The sequence below is a fragment of the Pedobacter sp. 22163 genome (genome assembly GCF_052045595.1).
Classification (GTDB): Bacteria; Bacteroidota; Bacteroidia; order Sphingobacteriales; family Sphingobacteriaceae; genus Pedobacter.
Genome location: NZ_JBQEPM010000002.1, coordinates 1 through 20,394 on the forward strand (window position 1 = coordinate 1; position 20,394 = coordinate 20,394).

General features: G+C 38.2%; 18 protein-coding genes. 7 read left to right on the forward strand and 11 right to left on the reverse strand.

Going from position 1 to position 20,394, the window contains the following annotated elements; all coding sequences use genetic code 11:
- The first annotated feature begins 796 nt into the window (after positions 1 to 796).
- Positions 797 to 2,755 carry a DNA topoisomerase (ATP-hydrolyzing) subunit B gene (gyrB, locus tag ACTJKN_RS04365; RefSeq protein WP_440823004.1) on the forward strand — a complete coding sequence of 653 codons (1,959 nt, stop codon included), beginning with the start codon at positions 797 to 799 and terminating at the stop codon, positions 2,753 to 2,755.
- Positions 2,756 to 3,147: 392 nt separating this feature from the next.
- Complete coding sequence (locus tag ACTJKN_RS04370; protein ID WP_440823006.1) at positions 3,148 to 3,495, forward strand: hypothetical protein; 348 nt, start codon at positions 3,148 to 3,150, stop codon at positions 3,493 to 3,495.
- 145 nt (positions 3,496 to 3,640) lie between these two features.
- Here ACTJKN_RS04370 and ACTJKN_RS04375 read toward each other — a convergent pair whose 3' ends face one another.
- The 11 genes from ACTJKN_RS04375 to ACTJKN_RS04425 all read right to left on the reverse strand — a co-directional run bounded on the left by ACTJKN_RS04375 (position 3,641) and on the right by ACTJKN_RS04425 (position 11,469).
- Positions 3,641 to 4,567: a bestrophin family protein gene (locus ACTJKN_RS04375; RefSeq protein WP_057932456.1), complete on the reverse strand. Its 927-nt coding sequence runs from the start codon at positions 4,565 to 4,567 to the stop codon at positions 3,641 to 3,643.
- Positions 4,568 to 4,591: 24 nt separating this feature from the next.
- Positions 4,592 to 5,089, reverse strand: coding sequence for a hypothetical protein (locus ACTJKN_RS04380; protein ID WP_440823008.1), 498 nt, complete (start codon positions 5,087 to 5,089; stop codon positions 4,592 to 4,594).
- A gap of 222 nt (positions 5,090 to 5,311) precedes the next feature.
- Positions 5,312 to 6,664, reverse strand: coding sequence for an ATP-binding protein (locus tag ACTJKN_RS04385; protein ID WP_440823010.1), 1,353 nt, complete (start codon positions 6,662 to 6,664; stop codon positions 5,312 to 5,314).
- The gene (locus ACTJKN_RS04390; RefSeq protein WP_440823012.1) at positions 6,664 to 7,341 is read right to left on the reverse strand and encodes a response regulator transcription factor; all 678 of its coding nucleotides are present in this window, start codon (positions 7,339 to 7,341) and stop codon (positions 6,664 to 6,666) included. Before ACTJKN_RS04390 ends, ACTJKN_RS04385 begins: the two co-directional genes overlap by 1 nt.
- Before the next feature lie 52 nt (positions 7,342 to 7,393).
- Positions 7,394 to 7,648 (reverse strand): hypothetical protein, encoded by a 255-nt coding sequence (locus ACTJKN_RS04395; protein ID WP_440823014.1) that lies wholly within the window; start codon positions 7,646 to 7,648, stop codon positions 7,394 to 7,396.
- Positions 7,649 to 7,686: 38 nt separating this feature from the next.
- On the reverse strand, positions 7,687 to 8,220 hold the full coding sequence (locus ACTJKN_RS04400) for an SRPBCC family protein (protein WP_440823016.1): 534 nt from the start codon (positions 8,218 to 8,220) through the stop codon (positions 7,687 to 7,689).
- A gap of 62 nt (positions 8,221 to 8,282) precedes the next feature.
- Positions 8,283 to 8,678 carry a group III truncated hemoglobin gene (locus ACTJKN_RS04405; protein ID WP_440823018.1) on the reverse strand — a complete coding sequence of 132 codons (396 nt, stop codon included), beginning with the start codon at positions 8,676 to 8,678 and terminating at the stop codon, positions 8,283 to 8,285.
- Positions 8,659 to 9,102 carry a hypothetical protein gene (locus ACTJKN_RS04410; RefSeq protein WP_440823020.1) on the reverse strand — a complete coding sequence of 148 codons (444 nt, stop codon included), beginning with the start codon at positions 9,100 to 9,102 and terminating at the stop codon, positions 8,659 to 8,661. Before ACTJKN_RS04410 ends, ACTJKN_RS04405 begins: the two co-directional genes overlap by 20 nt.
- Positions 9,103 to 9,166: 64 nt before the next feature.
- A complete protein-coding gene (locus tag ACTJKN_RS04415) occupies positions 9,167 to 9,592 on the reverse strand; it encodes an aspartyl protease family protein (protein ID WP_440823022.1) in 426 nt (141 codons plus the stop codon).
- 153 nt (positions 9,593 to 9,745) lie between these two features.
- A complete protein-coding gene (gene mdh / locus ACTJKN_RS04420) occupies positions 9,746 to 10,684 on the reverse strand; it encodes a malate dehydrogenase (protein ID WP_440823024.1) in 939 nt (312 codons plus the stop codon).
- A gap of 296 nt (positions 10,685 to 10,980) precedes the next feature.
- Positions 10,981 to 11,469: a hypothetical protein gene (locus ACTJKN_RS04425; RefSeq protein ID WP_440823026.1), complete on the reverse strand. Its 489-nt coding sequence runs from the start codon at positions 11,467 to 11,469 to the stop codon at positions 10,981 to 10,983.
- 610 nt (positions 11,470 to 12,079) lie between these two features.
- Between ACTJKN_RS04425 and dnaE the strand changes: the two genes are divergently transcribed.
- From dnaE to ACTJKN_RS04450, 5 genes are all read left to right on the forward strand, one after another.
- Positions 12,080 to 16,513, forward strand: a complete 4,434-nt coding sequence (dnaE, locus tag ACTJKN_RS04430; RefSeq protein ID WP_440824059.1) for a DNA polymerase III subunit alpha — start codon at positions 12,080 to 12,082, stop codon at positions 16,511 to 16,513.
- Between the two features lie 175 nt (positions 16,514 to 16,688).
- The gene (gene trxA, locus ACTJKN_RS04435; RefSeq protein ID WP_029275428.1) at positions 16,689 to 17,009 is read left to right on the forward strand and encodes a thioredoxin; all 321 of its coding nucleotides are present in this window, start codon (positions 16,689 to 16,691) and stop codon (positions 17,007 to 17,009) included.
- Between the two features lie 124 nt (positions 17,010 to 17,133).
- Entirely contained in the window at positions 17,134 to 18,351 is a 1,218-nt protein-coding gene (locus ACTJKN_RS04440; protein WP_440823028.1) for a PQQ-dependent sugar dehydrogenase, read from the forward strand.
- A gap of 594 nt (positions 18,352 to 18,945) precedes the next feature.
- Complete coding sequence (locus ACTJKN_RS04445; protein WP_440823030.1) at positions 18,946 to 19,863, forward strand: DUF58 domain-containing protein; 918 nt, start codon at positions 18,946 to 18,948, stop codon at positions 19,861 to 19,863.
- A 66-nt stretch (positions 19,864 to 19,929) separates the two neighbouring features.
- Positions 19,930 to 20,391 carry a redoxin domain-containing protein gene (locus tag ACTJKN_RS04450; RefSeq protein WP_440823032.1) on the forward strand — a complete coding sequence of 154 codons (462 nt, stop codon included), beginning with the start codon at positions 19,930 to 19,932 and terminating at the stop codon, positions 20,389 to 20,391.
- The last annotated feature ends 3 nt before the right edge of the window (positions 20,392 to 20,394 follow it).

The window sequence follows — 20,394 nt, forward strand, 5'->3', positions numbered from 1 at the left end:
TGGGAGACTTAAAAATGAGGTATGAGGGTTTCTCTGGAACGGGCTGGCGGATTAGAAATGTTCACTTTTAATGTTCATGGGAGACTTAAAAATGAGGTATGAGGGTTTCTCTGGAACGGGCTGGCGGATTAGAAATGTTCACTTTTAATGTTCATGGGAGACTTAAAAATGAGGTATGAGGGTTTCTCTGGAACGGGTTGGCGGATTAGAAATGTTCACTTTTAATGTTCATGGGGGACTTAAAAATGAGGTATGAGGCTTTCCTCTGGAACGGGTTGGCAGATTAGAAATGTTCACTTTTAATGTTCATGGGAGACTTAAAAATGAGGTATGAGGCTTTCCTCTGGAACGGGTTGGCAGATTAGAAATGTTCACTTTTAATGTTCATGGGAGACTTAAAAATGAGGTATGAGGCTTTCCTCTGGAACGGGTTTGCGGATTAGAAATGTTAATCCTTAGCGTCCCCTTAGGGACGTTTCGTGGGTAGCCAATTGAATAATTGGCGTTTTCGTTCCGTCGGAACGTTTGGTGGGGCTGGTGCGATAATCCTATAATATTTGCAGGTTGTGGCCACCTAAACCCGATTGAAATGGAAGGCTCCCGCTTCTTCTGCGGGACTTATAATGGAAAGCGGGAAGAGACATGGATTGGAATGCTGGTTTTGCTTTCCAAAACCTGATTTAAAGCTGTTTTAATCGCTTTAACTGTAATCTCTTAACAGCTCAAAATTTATCCACATATTAGTTTAAATGCCAAAATTTCCGTATTTTTGATACTTATTGTTTTTAATTAAAATATGAGCGAAGAACAGGATTTAAAGTCAAATTATTCGGCAGATAATATACAGGTTTTAGAAGGTTTGGAAGCGGTGCGTAAGCGCCCTTCAATGTATATAGGTGATACTGGTGTAAAAGGTTTACACCATTTGGTTTACGAGGTTGTAGATAACTCAATTGATGAGGCTTTAGCTGGTCATGCAAATACGATCGATGTTAGGATTTTAGAGGGTAACTCCATCAGGGTTGAAGATAACGGTCGTGGTATTCCGACAGGAATTAATACAAAAGAAAATAAATCGGCGCTTGAAATCGTAATGACGGTTTTGCACGCAGGTGGTAAATTTGATAAAGATACCTACAAAGTATCTGGAGGTTTGCACGGTGTGGGGGTAAGTTGCGTTAACGCCTTATCTACACATTTGAAAGCCGAAGTTCACCGTGAAGGCAAAATCTGGATGCAGGAATACAATATCGGTAAACCTTTATATGATGTAAAGGAAACTGGTGTTACTGATAAACGCGGTACTATCGTAACTTTTAGTCCGGATGCTACCATTTTCACACAAACTACTGAATATAAATACGATACTTTAGCAGGTCGTTTACGTGAGTTGGCTTTCTTGAATAAAGGAATTAGATTAACCTTAACTGATGAGCGCGAGAAATTGGATGATGGTACTTTTTTATCAGAAGTTTTTGAATCAGAAGGTGGCTTAAAAGAGTTTGTTACATTTTTGGATGGAACACGTGCATCTTTTTTACCAGAACCAATTTATATCGATGGTATTAAAAATGGCGTTCCGGTTGAGCTGGCTTTTCAGTACAACGATAGCTACTCAGAAAATGTGCACTCGTATGTAAACAACATCAACACACACGAAGGAGGTACACACATTGCAGGTTTTCGTAGAGGTTTAACACGTACACTGAAAAGTTATGCCGATAAATCTGGCTTATTGAAAAACCTGAAAATGGAAATCACTGGTGATGACTTTAGAGAAGGTTTAACAGCTGTGGTTTCGGTTAAGGTACAAGAGCCTCAATTTGAAGGCCAAACCAAAACCAAATTGGGTAATACCGAGGTAATGGGTGCGGTTGATATTGCTGTTGGCGAAGCTTTAGGTGCTTATTTGGAGGAAAATCCGAAAGAGGCTAAAATGATCGTTAACAAAGTGATTTTAGCTGCTACGGCCCGTGCTGCAGCACGTAAGGCGCGTGAGATGGTTCAACGTAAGAGTGTAATGGGTGGTTCTGGTTTACCAGGAAAATTAGCCGATTGCTCAGATAGCGATCCTGAAAAATGTGAAATTTATCTGGTAGAGGGAGACTCGGCGGGTGGTACCGCTAAACAAGGTCGGGATCGAAACATTCAGGCTATTTTACCACTAAAAGGTAAAATCTTGAACGTAGAAAAAGCGATGGAGCACAAAATCTATGAGAACGATGAGATCAAGAACATGTTTACCGCTATCGGTGTGAGTATTGGTACACCAGAAGATGATAAAGCATTAAACCTAACAAAATTACGTTACCACAAAATCGTAATTATGACGGATGCGGATATTGATGGTTCTCACATTACCACTTTGATTTTAACATTCTTCTATCGTTATATGAGGGCATTAATCGAGGCCGGTTATGTTTACATTGCATCTCCACCACTTTATCAGGTTAAAAAAGGTAAGGATTTCGAATATTGCTGGAATGATGTACAACGTGATGCCGCTGTACAACGTATTAAAGGTAATGGTAAAGAAGATAGTGTACACATTCAGCGTTACAAAGGTTTGGGTGAGATGAACGCTGAACAACTTTGGGATACCACGTTGAATCCTGCTACACGTACTTTATTACAGGCTACTATTGAAAGTGCTGCAGAATGCGATCATACTTTCTCTATGTTAATGGGCGATGAGGTTGCTCCACGTAGAGAGTTTATTGAGCGCAATGCAAAATATGCGAAAATTGATGCTTAACCCCTAAATCCCCTAAAGGGGACTTCGAGATATGAACCCTCTTCAAGTTAAGTCTTGGAGAGGGTTTTTTGTTGGATCGTGGTGTAAGCGTTACCATCTTACACCATATTGAATTTTTTAGTTTGGATGAATTTAATTGTCATAAGTCAGATGGAAACAGCTGACTCCACCCGAAAATAGGTTATTAATTATTGCTATATTATGAATGTGTCGTTTTTTATTTTGTAAATTTATTTACACACAAATAAAATCAAAATGAAAAAACAGGAATTATTTTACTGCTATTATCGGACTCGATAATAGTTAGTGCGCAGTCACAGCGTAAAAGTCAAAAAATGCGTCCAGCGGCTCAATTGTGGAAATTGAAGGTTAATCCTAAGCTTAAATCTTCAATGGATTGTAAGACCTCAATAGCAATGCATCAATATGTTACACATTCAGCTTTTAGTAGCCCCGGACATATTCCTACCATTGTTAATGCCAATGGAACCCATTCAACTGTGGTGAATAACGGGAATGTGGCAACAATAGTTAATCCGGACGATACGCATTCAACGGTCATCAAAAATGGCAACACATCTACTATTGTTAATCCAAATGGTTCACATTCTACTGTGATCAATAATGGGAGTACATCTGTTATAGTAAATTCTAACGGAACACATTCTACTGTAATTAATAATGGAAGCACATCAATAATTGTTAATCCAGATGGAACACACACTGTAGTTGTAAATTAATTTAGCAATATAAAAACAAAGCCATTCGGTTTACGAATGGCTTTGTATCACTATAAACTTTTCAAAAGATTTGTGCTATCCAGTGCAAATACATTTTGATTAACTAACCATCTCAATGGATGAGATTATTTTATGGCAATGATTATTACAGGATGTAATATGACCCTACAGGTGCCAATTCGGTTTGAGGTTTGTCCTCGTATATTTTATTATCATCCAGCATCTGACAAAGATCGCGTTCAATAGTTCTGCAGATCGTTGTGGTTGGTGTATCTGTAGGTTTATTTTCAAAAGGATCCTGAAGATGCACCGCCATTTTTTCTACCAATAGGAAGAAGGCAGCTATGGCAACCACTAATGGAACTTCCATGTAACCAAAATATTCAATTAAACCAAAAGGCAGTAACACGATGAATAGATGGATAGACATGTTAATGTATTTGCTATAAGTAACCGGAAAAACGGTGTTTTTTATTCTTTCCGATCCGCCCATGTGGTTACATAAAGCTGTAATGGTTTTGTCGATTTCTATTTGCTGATATTTATTGATCCAGCCTTCTTGCAATGCCTTTTTTAAATCCATGGCATGTAACTCCAATATCGTTGTAGTTACATTTTTACGTTTTTTAATAAAAGCGATTTCCTCTGCACACAGGTATTCTTCCAAACCTTTGCGTGGGTTAAAACCTCTTAGCGATTGACTTAAGGCATAACACCAGGCAATTTGCCTTTTTATAAAACGTTCTTTAAATGCCTCAACCTCATCTAAGCCATAAGGATTTTCTACAAAAGATAATATCTGGCGAGACAGGGTTCTAGAATCGTTGACAATGGCACCCCAGAGTATTCTGGCTTCCCACCATCTATCGTAGGCCTGGTTAGACCGGAATGCCAATAGAAGTGAAATGATTGTTCCCAATAGCGCGGGTACTGCAACAGGAATGGAAATGCGTGTAACATGAAAGTTTTCATACAACACCACAATGCCTATGGAGTAGCCAATAACAAACAGGAGTTCTTTTTTGATCTTTCCGAATATATAAGTGAGCGGAATATTATTTCGTAACAGCATAATATAAAGTTTAAAATGTGATTATTAAGCGTTTGCTTCCTGCAACTGTGTTTCGTGTATTTTTGTATCGATTAAATTTTCACTAGCATGAACAGTTAGTGTATTTAATTGAATTACTTCACAGCCTGCACGTGCTGTTAATATTTTAGGGTCGACGCTATATTTGTTGATCGGTGTAAAATTATATTCTTTTAAGTAGGCAATGCGCTCTACATCAAAAGCTTCGATAAAGTTTTTGAAAGCGGCTACAGTACTTCCGTAAAAATATTCGATTCCAATGGCATTGATCTGACTAGGGTATTTTGCCTTGGCCTGATTTAACTGTTGATAAAATTCGTCGCTAACATTTTCGTAATCGCGGCTGCGGCGACTCAACATTAACATATCGGTTATAGAATCCGATAATTTAAAGGCATGTACAAAAATGATGTTTAAGGTTTCATTTTTTTGATGTTGAACAAGTGCATCAATAATTTTAATGCTTTCTAATTTAAAGTCGGTTGGTACTAATACTGTTTTCATCGCTATATCTTGTTTAAATGAATTGAAAAATTATTTATACAAGTTTAGCTTGATGTTATTATAGCGAAATAAGAGTAAGATTAGAATGAGATTAGAGTGTACTCCCTTTTGGAGTGGCTATAGGTTTGGTTAACTGTATAAACTGGTTAATCGGTTAATTGTACCATTAGAGTAGTAACAGTTAACCAGTTTTAACGATTTAAACAATTAACCATTAGTGAACTAACTTTTCGTCGGCAATAAAACCTTAATCTCAGTGCCAACTCCCTCCTGCGATTTAATAGCAATACTACCCCGGTGTAAACGGATAATATTCAATGAAAGCGGTAAGCCAACGCCATATCCCTTAAAATCATTGGTGTTAGATGCACGGTAAAAAGGTTCAAATATATGCTGTATATCTGTTTGCGGTATTCCAATTCCTCTATCTGTTACAGCAATTGAGAGCATATTGGCATTGCTTTCGATACTAATGCTTACCAGATTCTCATTTGAGTACTTACAGGCATTGTTTACAATATTGCTGATGGCAAGCTTAATCAGGTTTTTGTTTACCCGCAGGGTTAGTAAGTCATCATCATCAGGAAGTTTGGTAAAGTCGATTTCTATTTTACTGTTGGGATGTACCTGATTAACTGATTCTTTAATTTCCCATAACAGTTCGTCCATCCGTACCTCTTCCCAGGGTTGGTTTTTGCCATTAAATCCAGATTGTGCCAGCCCCAGTAAACTGGTTAAGATATGCTCTAATCTTTCTGCCTCGTCTTTAATTTTAGATAAGGCTTTGTGCTGTTTAGGGTTATCCTCAACGGTTTTCATCGCCAGTTCAACCTCGCCGCTAATAATGGTTAATGGTGTTCTTAATTCGTGCGAAGCATTGCTGATAAAGTTGTTTTGTGTTTCGAAAGCCGTTTCTAAACGGTTAAGCATATTGTTAAAGGTTTGGGCCAACTGCGACATTTCGTCGTTCCCTTCTTTTACATCCAGTCTTAAGTGCAAATTTTCTGCTTTTATCTTTTTTACGCTCTTAATTATATTTCTTAGGGGCATTAACATGTAATTGGAAAATTTCCAGCCAACAACAAAAGATAAAATAACAGAAAGGAAAAAACCGATTATTAAGATTCTTTGAAGATCTTTTAACTCCCGAAAACCAAAAGGATCATTTGCCGAAACTATTACGATATATCCTTTATGTGGATTTTTAAAGAATTTTCCTGCATAAAAGTGATTTTCAACACGATAGCGTGCTACATATCCGGCATTTATGCGGTTATAAAAACTAGCTGGTAGCTCTCGGTCCAATTTATTCGTTGGTTTTCCAGCTTCTATTATGTACTCTTTTTCTGAAGGCAGACGCTCCAGGTATTGATTACGCATTTTAGCGTAAACCTTATTGTTTTCGTCTTCGTATAATTTAATCTGAGCAGCGATATTAACCCGCGCCTCTAAACGTTTATAAAAATCTTCAAAGGCGAAATCGTTAGAAAAATACCAAACAAAACCACTTAATAAAGAGATAATGATTGCCGATAAAATGGCAAAAAGTAAGGTGATTTTCTTGGCTATTTCCATTATTTTTCTTTTAATATATAGCCTAGGCCTACCACAGTGTGAATGAGTTTCTGGACGGAATTTTTATCTATTTTTTTGCGAAGATAATTAACATAAACATCAACCACATTGGTGCCGAGGTTAAAGTCTATATCCCAAACGTTTTCTAAAATATCAATACGCGATAAAATTTTTGCTTTGTTTTTGGCCATATACTCGATGAGGCGATATTCTGTTGCCGTAAGTATAATTTCCTGTTGGTTTCGTTTTACTGTTTTTGCGCTTAAATTTAGCTGGAGATCTGCTATAGAGATAATCTGATCTTGCGAAACCACACCATGATATCGCCTCAACAGCATTCTAATCCTTGCAAAAAGTTCAGCAAATTTAAATGGCTTTATTAGATAATCATCCGCACCATTATCCAGCCCGTTTACTACATTTTCGGTAGTACCTAAAGCCGTAAGCATAATAATAGGTGTATTTGGTTTTTGTTCTTTAATGATTTTGCAAAGTTCCAAACCATTTATTCCAGGTAGCATAATATCGAGAATAATCAGATCGAACTGATTTTCTATAGCCATCTGTTTTCCGATTAAACCATCAGGAGCTATACTCACGCTAAATCCCTCATCGGTTAAGCCCCTCGAAATTACAGATACAACGCTCGGTTCATCTTCTACAAGTAATAAATTCATTTTGCTGGCAAGTAATCTAAAAAATAGGGAATTACAAAATATTAATCGCTGGTTAGTTGATTTTTAATGCTTTTTTAACGCAAAGCCGACACAATTGTTTGAATTGTTGCAAATTGACGCAAAAAAAAGCCTCTCGGGTGAGAGGCCAGTTATGTTTTAACCACAGAGCGAACGGAGGAAAGTCACAGCGTCCGCGAAGGTTTTTCTTGCGCTTTAGGCTTCCATCTTTAAAAGATTTTCTTTGCATAGCTGTCGGATTCTTCACTGCGCCCAGAATGATAATACTTCGTGCTTTCTGTGCCTCCATGGCAAATCCTTTGACTCCGTTCAGGATGACACAGCGCTTTAACTTCCTTTCTCCGATTTTTCCTTTAAAGACTTTAATCCGTCTTCGAAATCTTTACCAATCATATTGTCAATAAATAAACAAAACCATTTATTTATTATTCCTTTACTTTCACCACTCATGGTCCAGGTAACTTTATTTCCATTAGTTTCTTTTTCAATATCGAAACGGGTATCTGCAACACTTTCCATAGGTTTGATGAATTTCAATTCCATATCAACCATTTTATTGATTTCAACCGTATTTATTTTCATTTGTCCGTTACCACTTTTTTCTCCATTCCATTGGTATAGGTGACCAGGTTGGGCGATATTTCCTGTAATGGTTACCTTAGCTTGTGGATCCATTTTAGACCACGCGTTCCATTTATAAAATTCATTATAATCGGCAATGTTTTTATAGATTACACTATCTGGAGCATTAATTGTTATTGTCCGATTAACAGAGTAGCTTTTTGGTAAAAAAAAACTACCTCCAATAATAATAATTGCCAATACGACAATAATGCCAAGTAAGATTTTGAGGAATTTCATAATTAATTTAGTTTGGTTACCTAAATTTATAAAGAAACCAGCTTAAATCAAAGTAAAGTTCACTAAACAATTTTGATCTTAGATTGAGGCGAATTGATCTTAAAATGCATTAAATCGGCAATAGATTGCGCTTTTTGTTTAATCAGATCTGCATTGTCTCCTGTAAAAAGATCGTCGACAGTTTGGAAGAACAGGTTTTTCCAGGTTTCAAATGCTTCAGTTTGCAATGGTGTTTGTTCATTCAAGGCAAAATGGGTAAGCATGGGGTTGCCTTTGTAAATTGCTTTTCCGAAAAGGATACTTTCCCAAAAATCGTACATTTTAGGTAAGTGGTACGACCAGTCTACTTTGGCAACATCGGTAAATATTGGGCCTATCTGTTTATTAAGCGCAACATTTTTGTAAAATGTATCCACTAAAAGCATAATATCTTCTCTATTATGAATATCTTTTTTCATGATGCAGTGATTTTAAACCTAAAAAACCCAGAACAATCAACGATAGGAATTTGATGGTATCGACAATGATGTACAAAATATGATGATAACTTTTAGCAGTTACGTTGCCTGCCAAAACCAGCTTTGCCCTTTCATCGAGTATTGGCAATAGCCAAAAAGTATCTGCCATTAAAAGAATGGTAATAGAGAAAAGTAAAATACTGTGAAAGCTTTTTAAAGGTGCGGGTAGGGAGCAGGCTAAAATGATGATAACCAATACGATCTCTATTTTATTGAGTGCCTGAAAAACCAGTTGTCCGATGCCTAAACCAAGTGGGGTCGTAATTCCTGGGGCCTGGAATTTTAATGGGGCTTCTAAAAAGCTAATTCCACCAATTAAACCTGCCCAGAAAATAACACAAAAGATTGTGATTAACTTTTTCATTAGGTTCAAATATCATTTAAAATAGCTTAATAAAAATGATTAAAGTCATAAAGTAAAATTACATTTATCTATAAAGCCTTAAAATCATTTTGTCGTAATTAATAACGGCTTTATACTGCATTAATATATCTCCACCAATAATACTCATAATAGGCGGATGACCAAACTGTTGGTAGGTTTCACTAACCGATTGCAGATCGAAAGCCACTGTTTCGTAGTTTTTGATCTTTAACGATCCGATTTTTAGCTCAGGAATAGTTGCCTGAATGGTAGTGGTCGAAGTAAAAAGGGTGGCTGCATTAATTTCGTCAGATACCTGCAGGGTTTCTGATAGGTGTTGCTCAATCAACGATTTATCGAACACGCTTCGCGAGGCACCGGTATCTAAAACAGCAAAATGTTTTTCCTTAAAAACAACAACTTCCATCAAAAGGTGGAAACCGTCGTCTTGTAAATTTATCAGTTTTAGTGGGATTGAAATTGATTTCATTGTTTATTTATGTCTACTGCCCTTCGACTACGCTCAGGGTGACAACTTATCTAAATGTAAGAAAAATGCCACGGAAGCACGGAATACACAGAATATAAATCTAATTCTGTGCTTCTGTGTTTCCGTGGCAAAAAAATAATGATGTAATTAGTGTTAAACCAATTTCATTTCTGCCAGTACGTTATTCATGTTCCTTACGGCATCGGCACTTTTATTAAATGCGGCCTGCTCATCATCGGTTAATTTAAAATCGATGATTTTCTCCCAGCCATTACGGCCAATAATTACGGGTACACCTAAGCATATATCTTCCTGTCCGTATTCGCCTTCGAGAGAAACGCAGCAGGTAAAGAGTTTTTTCTCATCGCGTAAAATCGCTTCAACCAATGCAGCGCCGGCAGCGCCTGGTGCATACCAGGCCGAAGTGCCGATTAAGCCTGTTAAAGTAGCACCACCAACCATGGTATCGGCTGCAACTTTATCAAGGGTAGCTTTATCCAATAAATTACTAACCGGTAAACTCTGGTATGTAGCTAAGCGGGTTAAAGGAATCATGGTGGTATCGCCGTGGCCGCCAATTACAAAGCCCTGTAAATCGTTAGGGTTGCAATTTAAAGCCTGCGATAAATAAAATTTGAAACGAGAGCTATCTAACGTTCCGCCCATACCGATAATACGGTTTTTAGGTAGACCTAACGATTTTAAGGCTAAATAAGTCATCGTATCCATTGGGTTACTGATCACGATGAAGATAGCTTCTGGAGAGTATTTTAAAATGTTTTCGGCAACACCCTTAACAATACCAGCATTAATGCCGATCAGTTCTTCGCGGGTCATCCCTGGTTTGCGGGGCAAGCCTGAGGTAATTACCACCACATCAGAACCAGCGGTTTTGCTGTAATCGCCAGTTACACCGGTAATTTTAGTGTCGAAACCCAAAAGGGTTGCGGTTTGCATCATGTCGATCGCTTTGCCTTCGGCAAAACCCTCTTTAATATCTAACAGGACAAGTTCGTTCGCTAATTCTTTGCGGGCAATATTATCTGCACAAGTGGCACCAACTGCGCCTGCGCCAACAACCGTTACTTTCATATATTTTATTTTAATGGTTTGCGTATCGTTAAATATTAATCGAAGGTAGAAATAAATATAAGGTTTAAAAATGCTTTTCAAAACTTTATAATTTGATGATGGTTTACTTATTATGTTCAAAAGCAGAAGCATAAAAGCAAAACCCATTATGTAAAATAAGCCCGCTTCGAATATCGACCACAAGGCCTTTGAAGGCAAATGGTGTTCATTACATTACTTTACAAATTGATAGCATTTGTGTTGTAGATGAAGTTATTTGGCGGCTTATCTCATCCAAATTGCAAAAGACAACTAGTTTAAGGTTTTTCTTTATTTTCGATTATTTCCCATTTATTAAAGATCGCTCTCAGTCCAATTCTCTTTTCTTCATCATAAGAAGTAAGGCTCACTTTCCCGTCTTTTGCTTCCAACACAATTTCGGCAGGGCTTTTATTCCCATCTTGTTGTAGAATATAACCTTTATAATAAGCTTTACCTGATAATAGGTTTTTGCTAAAAGAACATTCAATACTTTCAATCTGCGTTTCGAACAAAACTTTTTCCTGCTCTGGTGGAGCGCTCTCTAAGGTAATAATCTTTGTAGTTGGGTTAATCGTTATTTCTGTTGATGCAGTTATTTCTTCACCGTTTGGACCTAGCAGTTTATTGGTGGTGTACTTAATGGTTTTATTACAGATTTCACTTTCTGGATTGTTTTTGTTTACAAGGGGTTCATTTGCGACAAAGCTGCTGGCTAACAGGAAAAAGCTAGAAAGTACAATTAATCTATTGATGTAAGTTTTCATAAGATGATCGATTTAGATATGCTAATGTAATATTTATCTTAGATGTTTTATCGAAGCTTAAGCTACAGGTTTTTGCAATTTAAATCTGAGTGACAGGGAAAGACTCCTAAAAAGCACTATTCTTTTATTTTTTTTTACAGTGTGCTTGCTTGAAGGAACCGAAATGCTACTGTTACTGATCTTCAAATCATTTAAATTTCTTTTTTAATAAAAGATTGCTTCACCCTTACAACATTACCTCATTAAAGCTACAGGATACAAAAAACCTGATTGTTTTTTTAGTTAGATGGCTTTATAATTTTCTTGATCTCGTCTAGCGTATATGCTTTATACGCAAAACCAAATCGCTTGGTGTTCTCTTCAACTGTTGTATCGAAACCTGCTTTCTTACGTCTTTTGTTTACGTCTCATTTCTAAAAATAAAGCGTTAAAAAGAACAAAATGATAATGAGTTCGGAATTAATGCTTTAAAAGAACGCTTAGGTTTTTAAAACCGGATAGGTTTGTTCGTCAAATTTTGTTGATAAAATCCTGACAACTTCAACCCTCAAATTCCTTATTTTTGAAGAACCGTTATTATTCTACAACGGTTAATCCTTTGCCGCACAATATGTACTTAATTTTTGATACTGAAACCACTGGTTTGCCACGTAATTATAATGCACCTATTACCGATACGGATAATTGGCCGCGTTGTATACAGATTGCATGGCAACTGCATGATGAGATGGGGAGATTGGTTGAACATCAGGATTATCTGGTTAAACCAGAGGGGTTTAATATTCCCTATGATGCAGAACGGATCCACGGTATTTCTACAGAACTCGCTGCCGAACAAGGTATCGGTTTCGACGAAATGCTGGCCAAGTTTAATGAAGTTTTAAATAAAGCCAAGTTTATTGTCGGCCAGAATGTTGGTTTCGACGTAAACATTATGGGCTGTGAGTTCCACCGTTTTGGTGTAGCTAACCGTTTGGCCGAGATGCCTGTGTTAGATACCTGTACCGAAGTTACCGCCCAGCTTTTACAATTGCCTGGGGGGAGGGGCGGAAGGTTTAAACTGCCAACCTTAACCGAGCTACATTCTTATTTGTTTGGTGTTCCTTTTAGCGAAGCCCACAATGCAACTGCCGATGTGGAAGCAACTACACGTTGTTTCTTGGAATTGGTAAAAAGAGAGGTTTTTAAAAAAGAAGAATTACAGGTTGATGTAGAATATTTTCCTCGTTTTAGAGAGGTAAACCCGGCTACGATTGAAGGAGTTGGTTTAAAACACATCAATTTAAAAGCTGCTTCTGATGAAATCCGAAAACGTTTACAAAAAGCTGAGGGCGGAGGGATTTCGAAACAGGAACTTGCTGGAAACAAACAGGAACTTGCTGCAGCAACCTTTGTACATTTACACAACCACACCCAGTTTTCTGTATTACAAAGTACCATCAGTATTCCCGATCTGGTAAAAGCTGCGGCAGCACAAAAAATGCCTGCGGTAGCCATGACCGATCATGCAAACATGATGGGGGCTTTCCACTTTGTAAACCATGTTTTAAACCATAATAAAGCTGCCGAAGCAAAAAATGCCGCTGCAATTGAGGCAGGCGAGCGCCCTACGGAAGTGGTAATGACACCGATTGTTGGGGTAGAATTTTTTGTTTGTAATAATCACTTAGACCGGACAGCAAAAGATAACGGTTACCAGATGGTACTGTTGGCGAAGAACAAAAAAGGCTATCACAATCTAGCTAAAATGTCTTCTATCGCTTATACCAAAGGTTTTTATTATGTGCCCCGTATCGATAGGGAGGTAATTGAACAATATAAAGATGATATTATTGTTTTATCGGGCAACCTATCCGGAGAGATTTCGAACAAAATTTTAAACATGGGTGAAACCCAGGCTGAAGAAGCGCTGATCTGGTGGAAGAACATGTTTGGAGATGATTTCTATGTGGAGGTAATGCGTCACAACCAGGAAGATGAAGACCGTGTAAACGAATCGCTGATTGCTTTGGCGCGCAAACACGAAGTTAAATTAGTAGCTACAAATAATACCTATTACATTAACAAGAAGGATGCAAATGCGCACGATATCTTGTTGTGTGTAAAAGATGGCGAAAAACAGGCCACACCAATTGGCCGTGGTCGGGGTTACCGTTATGGTTTGCCTAATCAAGAATATTATTTCAAATCTGGTGATGAAATGAAATCGCTTTTTGCTGATTTGCCGGAGGCGATTGTAAATATTAAAGAAATTGTAGATAAGATTGAAATCTATAAACTTGCCCGCGAAGTACTCTTACCTAAATTCGATATTCCAGAAGAATTTTTAGTGGCAGAAGATGAGGCCGATGGAGGGAAACGCGGGGAAAATAAATTTTTGCGCCATCTTACTTACGAAGGAGCCAAAAAACGTTATGGCACGTTAACCCCTGAGGTTATCGAACGTTTAGATTTCGAATTACAGACCATTGAAAAAACCGGTTATCCGGGTTATTTCCTAATTGTACAGGATTTTATTGCTGAAGCCCGTCGCAGGGATGTTTCGGTAGGACCAGGCCGTGGTTCTGCAGCCGGATCGGTGGTGGCTTATTGTTTGTGGATCACGAATATCGACCCCATTAAGTACGATCTCCTTTTTGAGCGTTTCTTAAATCCCGATCGTGTATCCATGCCCGATATTGATATCGATTTTGATGATGAGGGCCGTGGCCGTGTAATGGAATACGTAATTGGCAAATACGGTTCCAGCCAGGTTGCGCAGATTATCACTTATGGAACCATGGCAGCCAAATCTTCCATCCGCGATACAGCCAGGGTATTGGATTTGCCACTTTTTGAAGCTGATAAGATTGCCAAGCTGATCCCAAATATGAAGCTTGCAAAAATCTTTACGCTGGATGAGAAAACACTGAAAGAAGCTTTGCGCCCTGATGAATATGAACGCGTTGTTGAATTGAAAAACCTTGGCGCATTAAAAGATTTGAGTGCCGAAACCATTCAACAGGCACAGATTTTAGAAGGCTCTTTACGGAACACCGGTATTCATGCCTGTGGAGTAATTATTACGCCAAGCGATATAACCAATTTCGTTCCCGTATCTACCGCAAAAGATTCTGATTTATATGTTACCCAATTTGATAACTCGGTTGTAGAAAGCGCGGGTTTATTAAAGATGGACTTTTTGGGTTTAAAAACCCTTACCCTGATAAAGGATACCGTAAAACTGGTTAAAAAACGATTTGGTATTGATCTCGATCCGGATAATTTCCCAATTGATGATGTATTAACCTATGAGCTTTTCCAGCGTGGTGAAACCATCGGGATTTTCCAGTACGAGAGTCCGGGCATGCAGAAATACATGAAGGAGCTGAAACCAACGGTTTTTGATGATTTAATTGCGATGAACGCATTATATCGCCCGGGCCCAATGGAGTATATTCCAAGTTTCGTTCGCCGTAAAAATGGCGAAGAAGAAATTAAGTACGATTTGGATGCCTGCGAAGAGTATTTGAAAGAAACCTACGGAATTACCGTTTACCAGGAGCAGGTAATGCTTTTATCGCAGAAACTGGCCGGATTTACCAAAGGTGAGGCCGATGTGCTGCGTAAGGCGATGGGTAAGAAACAGAAAGACGTTCTGGATAAAATGAAACCAAAGTTTGTGAAACAAGCGGCCGAAAAAGGCCATGATGCCACAACTTTAGAAAAAATATGGAAAGATTGGGAAGCATTTGCATCCTATGCTTTCAACAAATCGCACTCTACCTGTTATGCATGGATTGCCTATCAAACCGCATACCTAAAAGCACATTACCCTGCCGAATATATGGCTGCGGTACTGTCTAACAACATGAGTGATATTAAACAGGTAGCTTTCTTTATGGAAGAGTGTCGCCAGATGAGTGTTACGGTATTAGGTCCCGATGTGAACGAGTCTGACCTCAAATTCTCGGTAAATGCTAAGGGCGAAGTCCGCTTCGGTATGTCGGCCGTAAAAGGTGTGGGTGAAAAGGCGGTGGAAAGTATTATTGAAGAAAGATTGGCAAATGGGCCTTACAGTAATGTGTACGATTTTGCCAAGCGTTCCAACACGCGCATTGTAAATAAAAAAGCTTACGAGAGTTTTGTGTATAGCGGCGCTTTCGATGCATTTGGTGGGCACAGGGCGCAGTATTTTTATATCGGCCCGAACGATAAAATGAATGGTATTGAAAAGATTATCAAATATGCCAACGATTTTCAGAACAATGAAAGTACGTCACAAGCTTCCTTATTCGGGGGCTCTAAAGCCGATCTTATTTTAGAACCAAGTTTGCCAGTTTCGCCAGAGTGGGCATTAATGGACAGGTTAAAGTACGAGAAAGATGCTATTGGGATTTTTCTTTCTGGCCACCCTTTAGATAATTATAAACTCGAACTCGATAAATTCTGTACCCATGGCGTTAAACAGTTGAGTATCATCAATAAGGTACGTATGGGCGATAATAATGAAGAGATTTTGGCCGAATTCGAAAAGCTGAAAAACCGTGAGCTTTGTGTAGGCGGACTCGTGGTAACCGCATCACAACGGATTACCAAAACAGGTAAGCCATTTGGTACTTTTGTTTTCGAAGATTATGAGGATGCAAGTGAAATGGCCTTGTTCGGAGAAGATTTTTTAAAATTTAAATCGTTTTTAACAGAAGGATATTTCTTACAGATTAGAGGCAGGGTTGGTGAACGTTTTGGTAAAGCCGGCGATTGGGAGTTTAAAATTACTTCAATTAACTTAATGTCTGAACTGAGGGATAAATTAGCTAAAAGTTTAACTATCCAGGTGCCAATTGAGCGGGTTAACGATCAACTGATGCGCGAGATTGAAGCCATATTAGCAGACAATAAGGCAAACTCCGAGCAACAAAACTGCCAACTTAACTTCGCTATTTTTGATCGGGAAAAGGAGATTATGTTGGATATGCCATCAAAAAATCTTAAAATAAATCCAAACAATAAGTTTTTAGAACAATTACTCGGGCTTAATGTTGTAAACTATAAATTGAATTAGCATAGCGCATGGCGTTTAGTACATAGCGGCTCTAATTTTCGCTTTGATGCTATGCCCTAAGCTCCCTGCTCTTCGACCATCGCCCTCTGCTTTTACCAAAATAATGTCAAATTGACACTACAGATGGGTTGGCATTACAATTGAATACATATATTTGAACATAAAAAAAATAATTATGGCATTAGAAATCACAGATGCAAACTTCGAGGAGCTTGTATTAAAATCAGATAAACCCGTATTAGTAGATTTTTGGGCAGAATGGTGTGGCCCTTGTCGCATGGTTGGTCCAGTAGTTGAAGAAATCGCTAAAGAATATGATGGAAAAGCGGTAGTTGGAAAAGTAAACGTTGATAACAATCCTCAAATTTCAATGCAGTTTGGTATCCGTAACATCCCTGCTTTATTATACTTTAAAGATGGTCAGGTTGTTGACAAACAGGTTGGTGCTGTTCCAAAATCAGTATTAGCAGAAAAATTAAATAAGCAATTGGCTTAGTTTAAGCTCAAAACAGAAAACAAAGCTTAAAGCTTGTAACATATTTAAAACCCAAGTTCATTTGATGGATTTGGGTTTTTTATTGCAAACTTATTTTTGTTTCTTTAATAAAAAACTAACAATCATGTCTATTAACCTATTTAACAATAAAACTTTAGGTGTTTTATTGGCAGGTTTAGCCCTAAACTGTGCAAATATTGCATGTGTATCGGCGCAAAACCCTGTTGAAACGAACGAACCTTCAGCAGATTATAAGCCAGCATTTGCCGGGCAGACCCGAATTGGGGGTGTAAAGACTAAAACCCCTTTGGATATTAAGATTATTAACGAAAAATTAGAAAATCCATGGGCCATTTCAGTTCTTCCAAATGGTGGTTTTTTAATTACACAAAAACAGGGCACAATGGTGATCCTTACTCCTGACGGGAAATTAAGCAAAAAGATAACCGGTTTACCCAAGGTAGACCCATCTGGCCAGGGAGGTTTATTGGATGTAACTTTAGATCCAGACTTTGCTAAAAATAGAATGATTTATTGGGCTTATTCAGAGCCTCAGGATAAAGGCGTTTTATTAGCTATTGCCAAAGGTAAATTAGCAGCTAATGAAACTACGATAGAGAACCAAACCGTTATTTATCGCGCTACACCAGCTTACGGCGGTAAACTTCAGTACGGTTCGAGAATTGTTTTCGATAAGGATGGTAATTTATTTGTAAGCACTGGCGAACGTTCTGGTAACGATATCAGAATTCAGGCGCAGTATTTAAATTCGTCTTTGGGTAAAATCTTACACCTTACCCCTAATGGCAAAGCTGTTGCGAATGGACCATTTGCTGGTAAAGCAGATGCAAAACCAGAAATTTATGCCTATGGATTGCGGAATCCAGATGGTTTAGCCATTAATCCTTTGACCGGTGATTTATGGGAAGCCGAATTTGGCCCTAAAGGTGGTGATGAGGTGAACATTATTAAACCTGGCAAAAATTATGGCTGGCCAATTATTACCTACGGGACAGAATACAGTGGTAAAAAAGTAGGCGATGGTATTCAGCAGAAAGATGGCATGGAACAACCTGTTTATTATTGGAATCCAAGTATTTCGCCCGGCTGCATCGCGTTTTACAATAGTAACAGCATTGCTGAATGGAAGGGGAATTTATTTGTAGGTGGTTTGGGTGGTTCACATATTATCAGATTGGTGATAAAAGATGATAAAATTGTTGGTGAGGAGCGTTTGCTGGAAGGTAAAGGCGAACGTTTCCGCGATATGGTACAAGGAAAAGACGGAGCACTTTATTCGGTAACCGATAATGGTCATTTGTTTAGAATAGCTAAGAAGTAATTAATTTTTAACCTATTACGTTTCGAAAACCTGATAGGTTTTTTAAAATATTAATCCCGAATTCATTTATTGAGTTTGGGATTTTTTGTTTATTCGGATTATTAGTGTTTTGGAAATGTGGGGTTCTGCTTTTCATCGGGGGTTTTAAGGAGGACTGTAGCGGTGGTTAAAATAATATAAACTTATTCGGAAAGGTGCTTTAGTTTGCTTCGGTTTGTTCAGTCCTGCTGTTCGCTGTAGCCCTCATACTTCGGCGCTGCCGCTGCCATCAGGTTTAAATTGCTTTGGTCTGGCGGTACTTGGGCTGGTTGCCTTTCTAACGTTGATTATCACCTCCTCGTTTTAAGGAGGGGTGCCCACATGGCGGGGTGGTTAGCGTTAGGGATTGTAAGGGTTTAGTACCGATCCTTCATCGGTACCGGAGCGTAGCGCAGCCCTGGAAAGCCCGCCCCTTGCGTAGCTTGGGGAACGCCCATATCAATTTGCAGTTTGCAATTCACAGTTTGTAGTTAGCCGGTGCTTAGACCTTGAAACTTTGAAAGTCTTGGGTAGTTTTTTAATTTTTTTTAATAAATCTTTTATTAGCTTTACCATATGCAGGCTGTAAACTATGAAAACGAAACAAGCTATGGTAATTTAGAATTGCTTGCACAGCAAGTGGTAGAAGGTTTTATTACCGGGCTGCACAAAAGTCCATTTCATGGCTTTTCGGTCGAATTTGCAGAACACCGTCAGTATAATAATGGCGATAATGTTAAAAATATAGACTGGAAACTATACGCCAAAACCGATAAACTTTATAGTAAACGTTTCGAAGAAGAAACCAATTTGCGCTGCCAGTTTGTGATTGATGTTTCCTCATCAATGTACTTTCCTGAACCCAAAAATAACAAACTGATTTTCTCCATACAGGCTGCCGCATCTTTGATGTATCTGTTGAAGAAACAGCGTGATGCTTTTGGTTTAAGCTTATTTACAGATGAAATACTGTTGAATTCGCCAGCAAAGTCGACTACCGTACATCAGAAATATTTGTTTACACAATTAGAAGAGCTGTTACATAACCCCAAGGTAAATGCACAGACTAATTTAAGCGAAGCTTTGCACCAGGTGGCCGAACTGATTCATAAACGTTCATTGGTAATTGTTTTCAGTGATCTTTTTAATACCCAAACCAGCACAGATAAAACGGACGAGTTTTTTGATGCCTTGCAGCATTTAAAATTCAACAAACATGAAGTGGTGGTTTTTAACGTGGTAGATAAATCAAAAGAAGTCGATTTTAATTTTGAAAACCGCCCGTACCAGTTTATCGATATGGAAACCGGTGAAACGATTAAAGTACATACCAATCAGGTAAAGGAAAATTATACAGCAGCAGTTTCCTTGTATCGACAGCAGATTGCGCTAAAATGCGCCCAATATAAAATCGACTTAATTGATGCCGATATGAACGATGGATTTTACCCTGTCCTTCAGTCTTACTTGATCAAAAGGCAAAAATTAGGCTAAAATTTGTTGCAAACAACACAGATTCAGCATTGTTTAATAAATGATTTAAATTTTAAACTCCTTAATATGTTAGAAAAAGGCGCTATAGCACCAGATTTCGAATTGAATGCTACTCCCGACCAGAAAATAAAACTTAAAGATTTTAAAGGTAAAAATGTTGTCCTGGCTTTTTATCCTGCCGATTGGAGTCCCGTATGTAGCGACCAAATGGCACTTTATAACGAAATGCTAAAATATTTTAATAAGAATGATGCACAGATTTTTGGTGTTTCTGTTGATAGTGTTTGGTGCCACCTCGCTTTCCAGGAAAATAGAAAACTGCATTTTCCGCTTTTGGCCGATTTTGAGCCAAAAGGCGAAGTGTCAAAAGCTTATGGCGTATACGATGAAGAACTTGGTGAAAGTAAAAGGGCACTTTTTGTAATTGATAAAGAAGGGAAAATTGCCTGGAGTTATTTGTCGCCAATAGCCGTTAACCCTGGCGCTGACGGAATTTTAGACGCATTAGAGGAATTAAACAAGAAATAAGCT

What these genes read in the sequence shown, in the direction of transcription:
- gyrB (WP_440823004.1), top strand. Translation starts at nt 797, where the DNA reads ATGAGCGAAGAACAGGATTTAAAGTCAAATTATTCGGCAGATAATATA.
- ACTJKN_RS04370 (WP_440823006.1), top strand. Translation starts at nt 3,148, where the DNA reads ATGGATTGTAAGACCTCAATAGCAATGCATCAATATGTTACACATTCA.
- ACTJKN_RS04375 (WP_057932456.1), bottom strand. Translation starts at nt 4,567, where the DNA reads ATGCTGTTACGAAATAATATTCCGCTCACTTATATATTCGGAAAGATC.
- ACTJKN_RS04380 (WP_440823008.1), bottom strand. Translation starts at nt 5,089, where the DNA reads ATGAAAACAGTATTAGTACCAACCGACTTTAAATTAGAAAGCATTAAA.
- ACTJKN_RS04385 (WP_440823010.1), bottom strand. Translation starts at nt 6,664, where the DNA reads ATGGAAATAGCCAAGAAAATCACCTTACTTTTTGCCATTTTATCGGCA.
- ACTJKN_RS04390 (WP_440823012.1), bottom strand. Translation starts at nt 7,341, where the DNA reads ATGAATTTATTACTTGTAGAAGATGAACCGAGCGTTGTATCTGTAATT.
- ACTJKN_RS04395 (WP_440823014.1), bottom strand. Translation starts at nt 7,648, where the DNA reads ATGGAGGCACAGAAAGCACGAAGTATTATCATTCTGGGCGCAGTGAAG.
- ACTJKN_RS04400 (WP_440823016.1), bottom strand. Translation starts at nt 8,220, where the DNA reads ATGAAATTCCTCAAAATCTTACTTGGCATTATTGTCGTATTGGCAATT.
- ACTJKN_RS04405 (WP_440823018.1), bottom strand. Translation starts at nt 8,678, where the DNA reads ATGAAAAAAGATATTCATAATAGAGAAGATATTATGCTTTTAGTGGAT.
- ACTJKN_RS04410 (WP_440823020.1), bottom strand. Translation starts at nt 9,102, where the DNA reads ATGAAAAAGTTAATCACAATCTTTTGTGTTATTTTCTGGGCAGGTTTA.
- ACTJKN_RS04415 (WP_440823022.1), bottom strand. Translation starts at nt 9,592, where the DNA reads ATGAAATCAATTTCAATCCCACTAAAACTGATAAATTTACAAGACGAC.
- mdh (WP_440823024.1), bottom strand. Translation starts at nt 10,684, where the DNA reads ATGAAAGTAACGGTTGTTGGCGCAGGCGCAGTTGGTGCCACTTGTGCA.
- ACTJKN_RS04425 (WP_440823026.1), bottom strand. Translation starts at nt 11,469, where the DNA reads ATGAAAACTTACATCAATAGATTAATTGTACTTTCTAGCTTTTTCCTG.
- dnaE (WP_440824059.1), top strand. Translation starts at nt 12,080, where the DNA reads ATGTACTTAATTTTTGATACTGAAACCACTGGTTTGCCACGTAATTAT.
- trxA (WP_029275428.1), top strand. Translation starts at nt 16,689, where the DNA reads ATGGCATTAGAAATCACAGATGCAAACTTCGAGGAGCTTGTATTAAAA.
- ACTJKN_RS04440 (WP_440823028.1), top strand. Translation starts at nt 17,134, where the DNA reads ATGTCTATTAACCTATTTAACAATAAAACTTTAGGTGTTTTATTGGCA.
- ACTJKN_RS04445 (WP_440823030.1), top strand. Translation starts at nt 18,946, where the DNA reads ATGCAGGCTGTAAACTATGAAAACGAAACAAGCTATGGTAATTTAGAA.
- ACTJKN_RS04450 (WP_440823032.1), top strand. Translation starts at nt 19,930, where the DNA reads ATGTTAGAAAAAGGCGCTATAGCACCAGATTTCGAATTGAATGCTACT.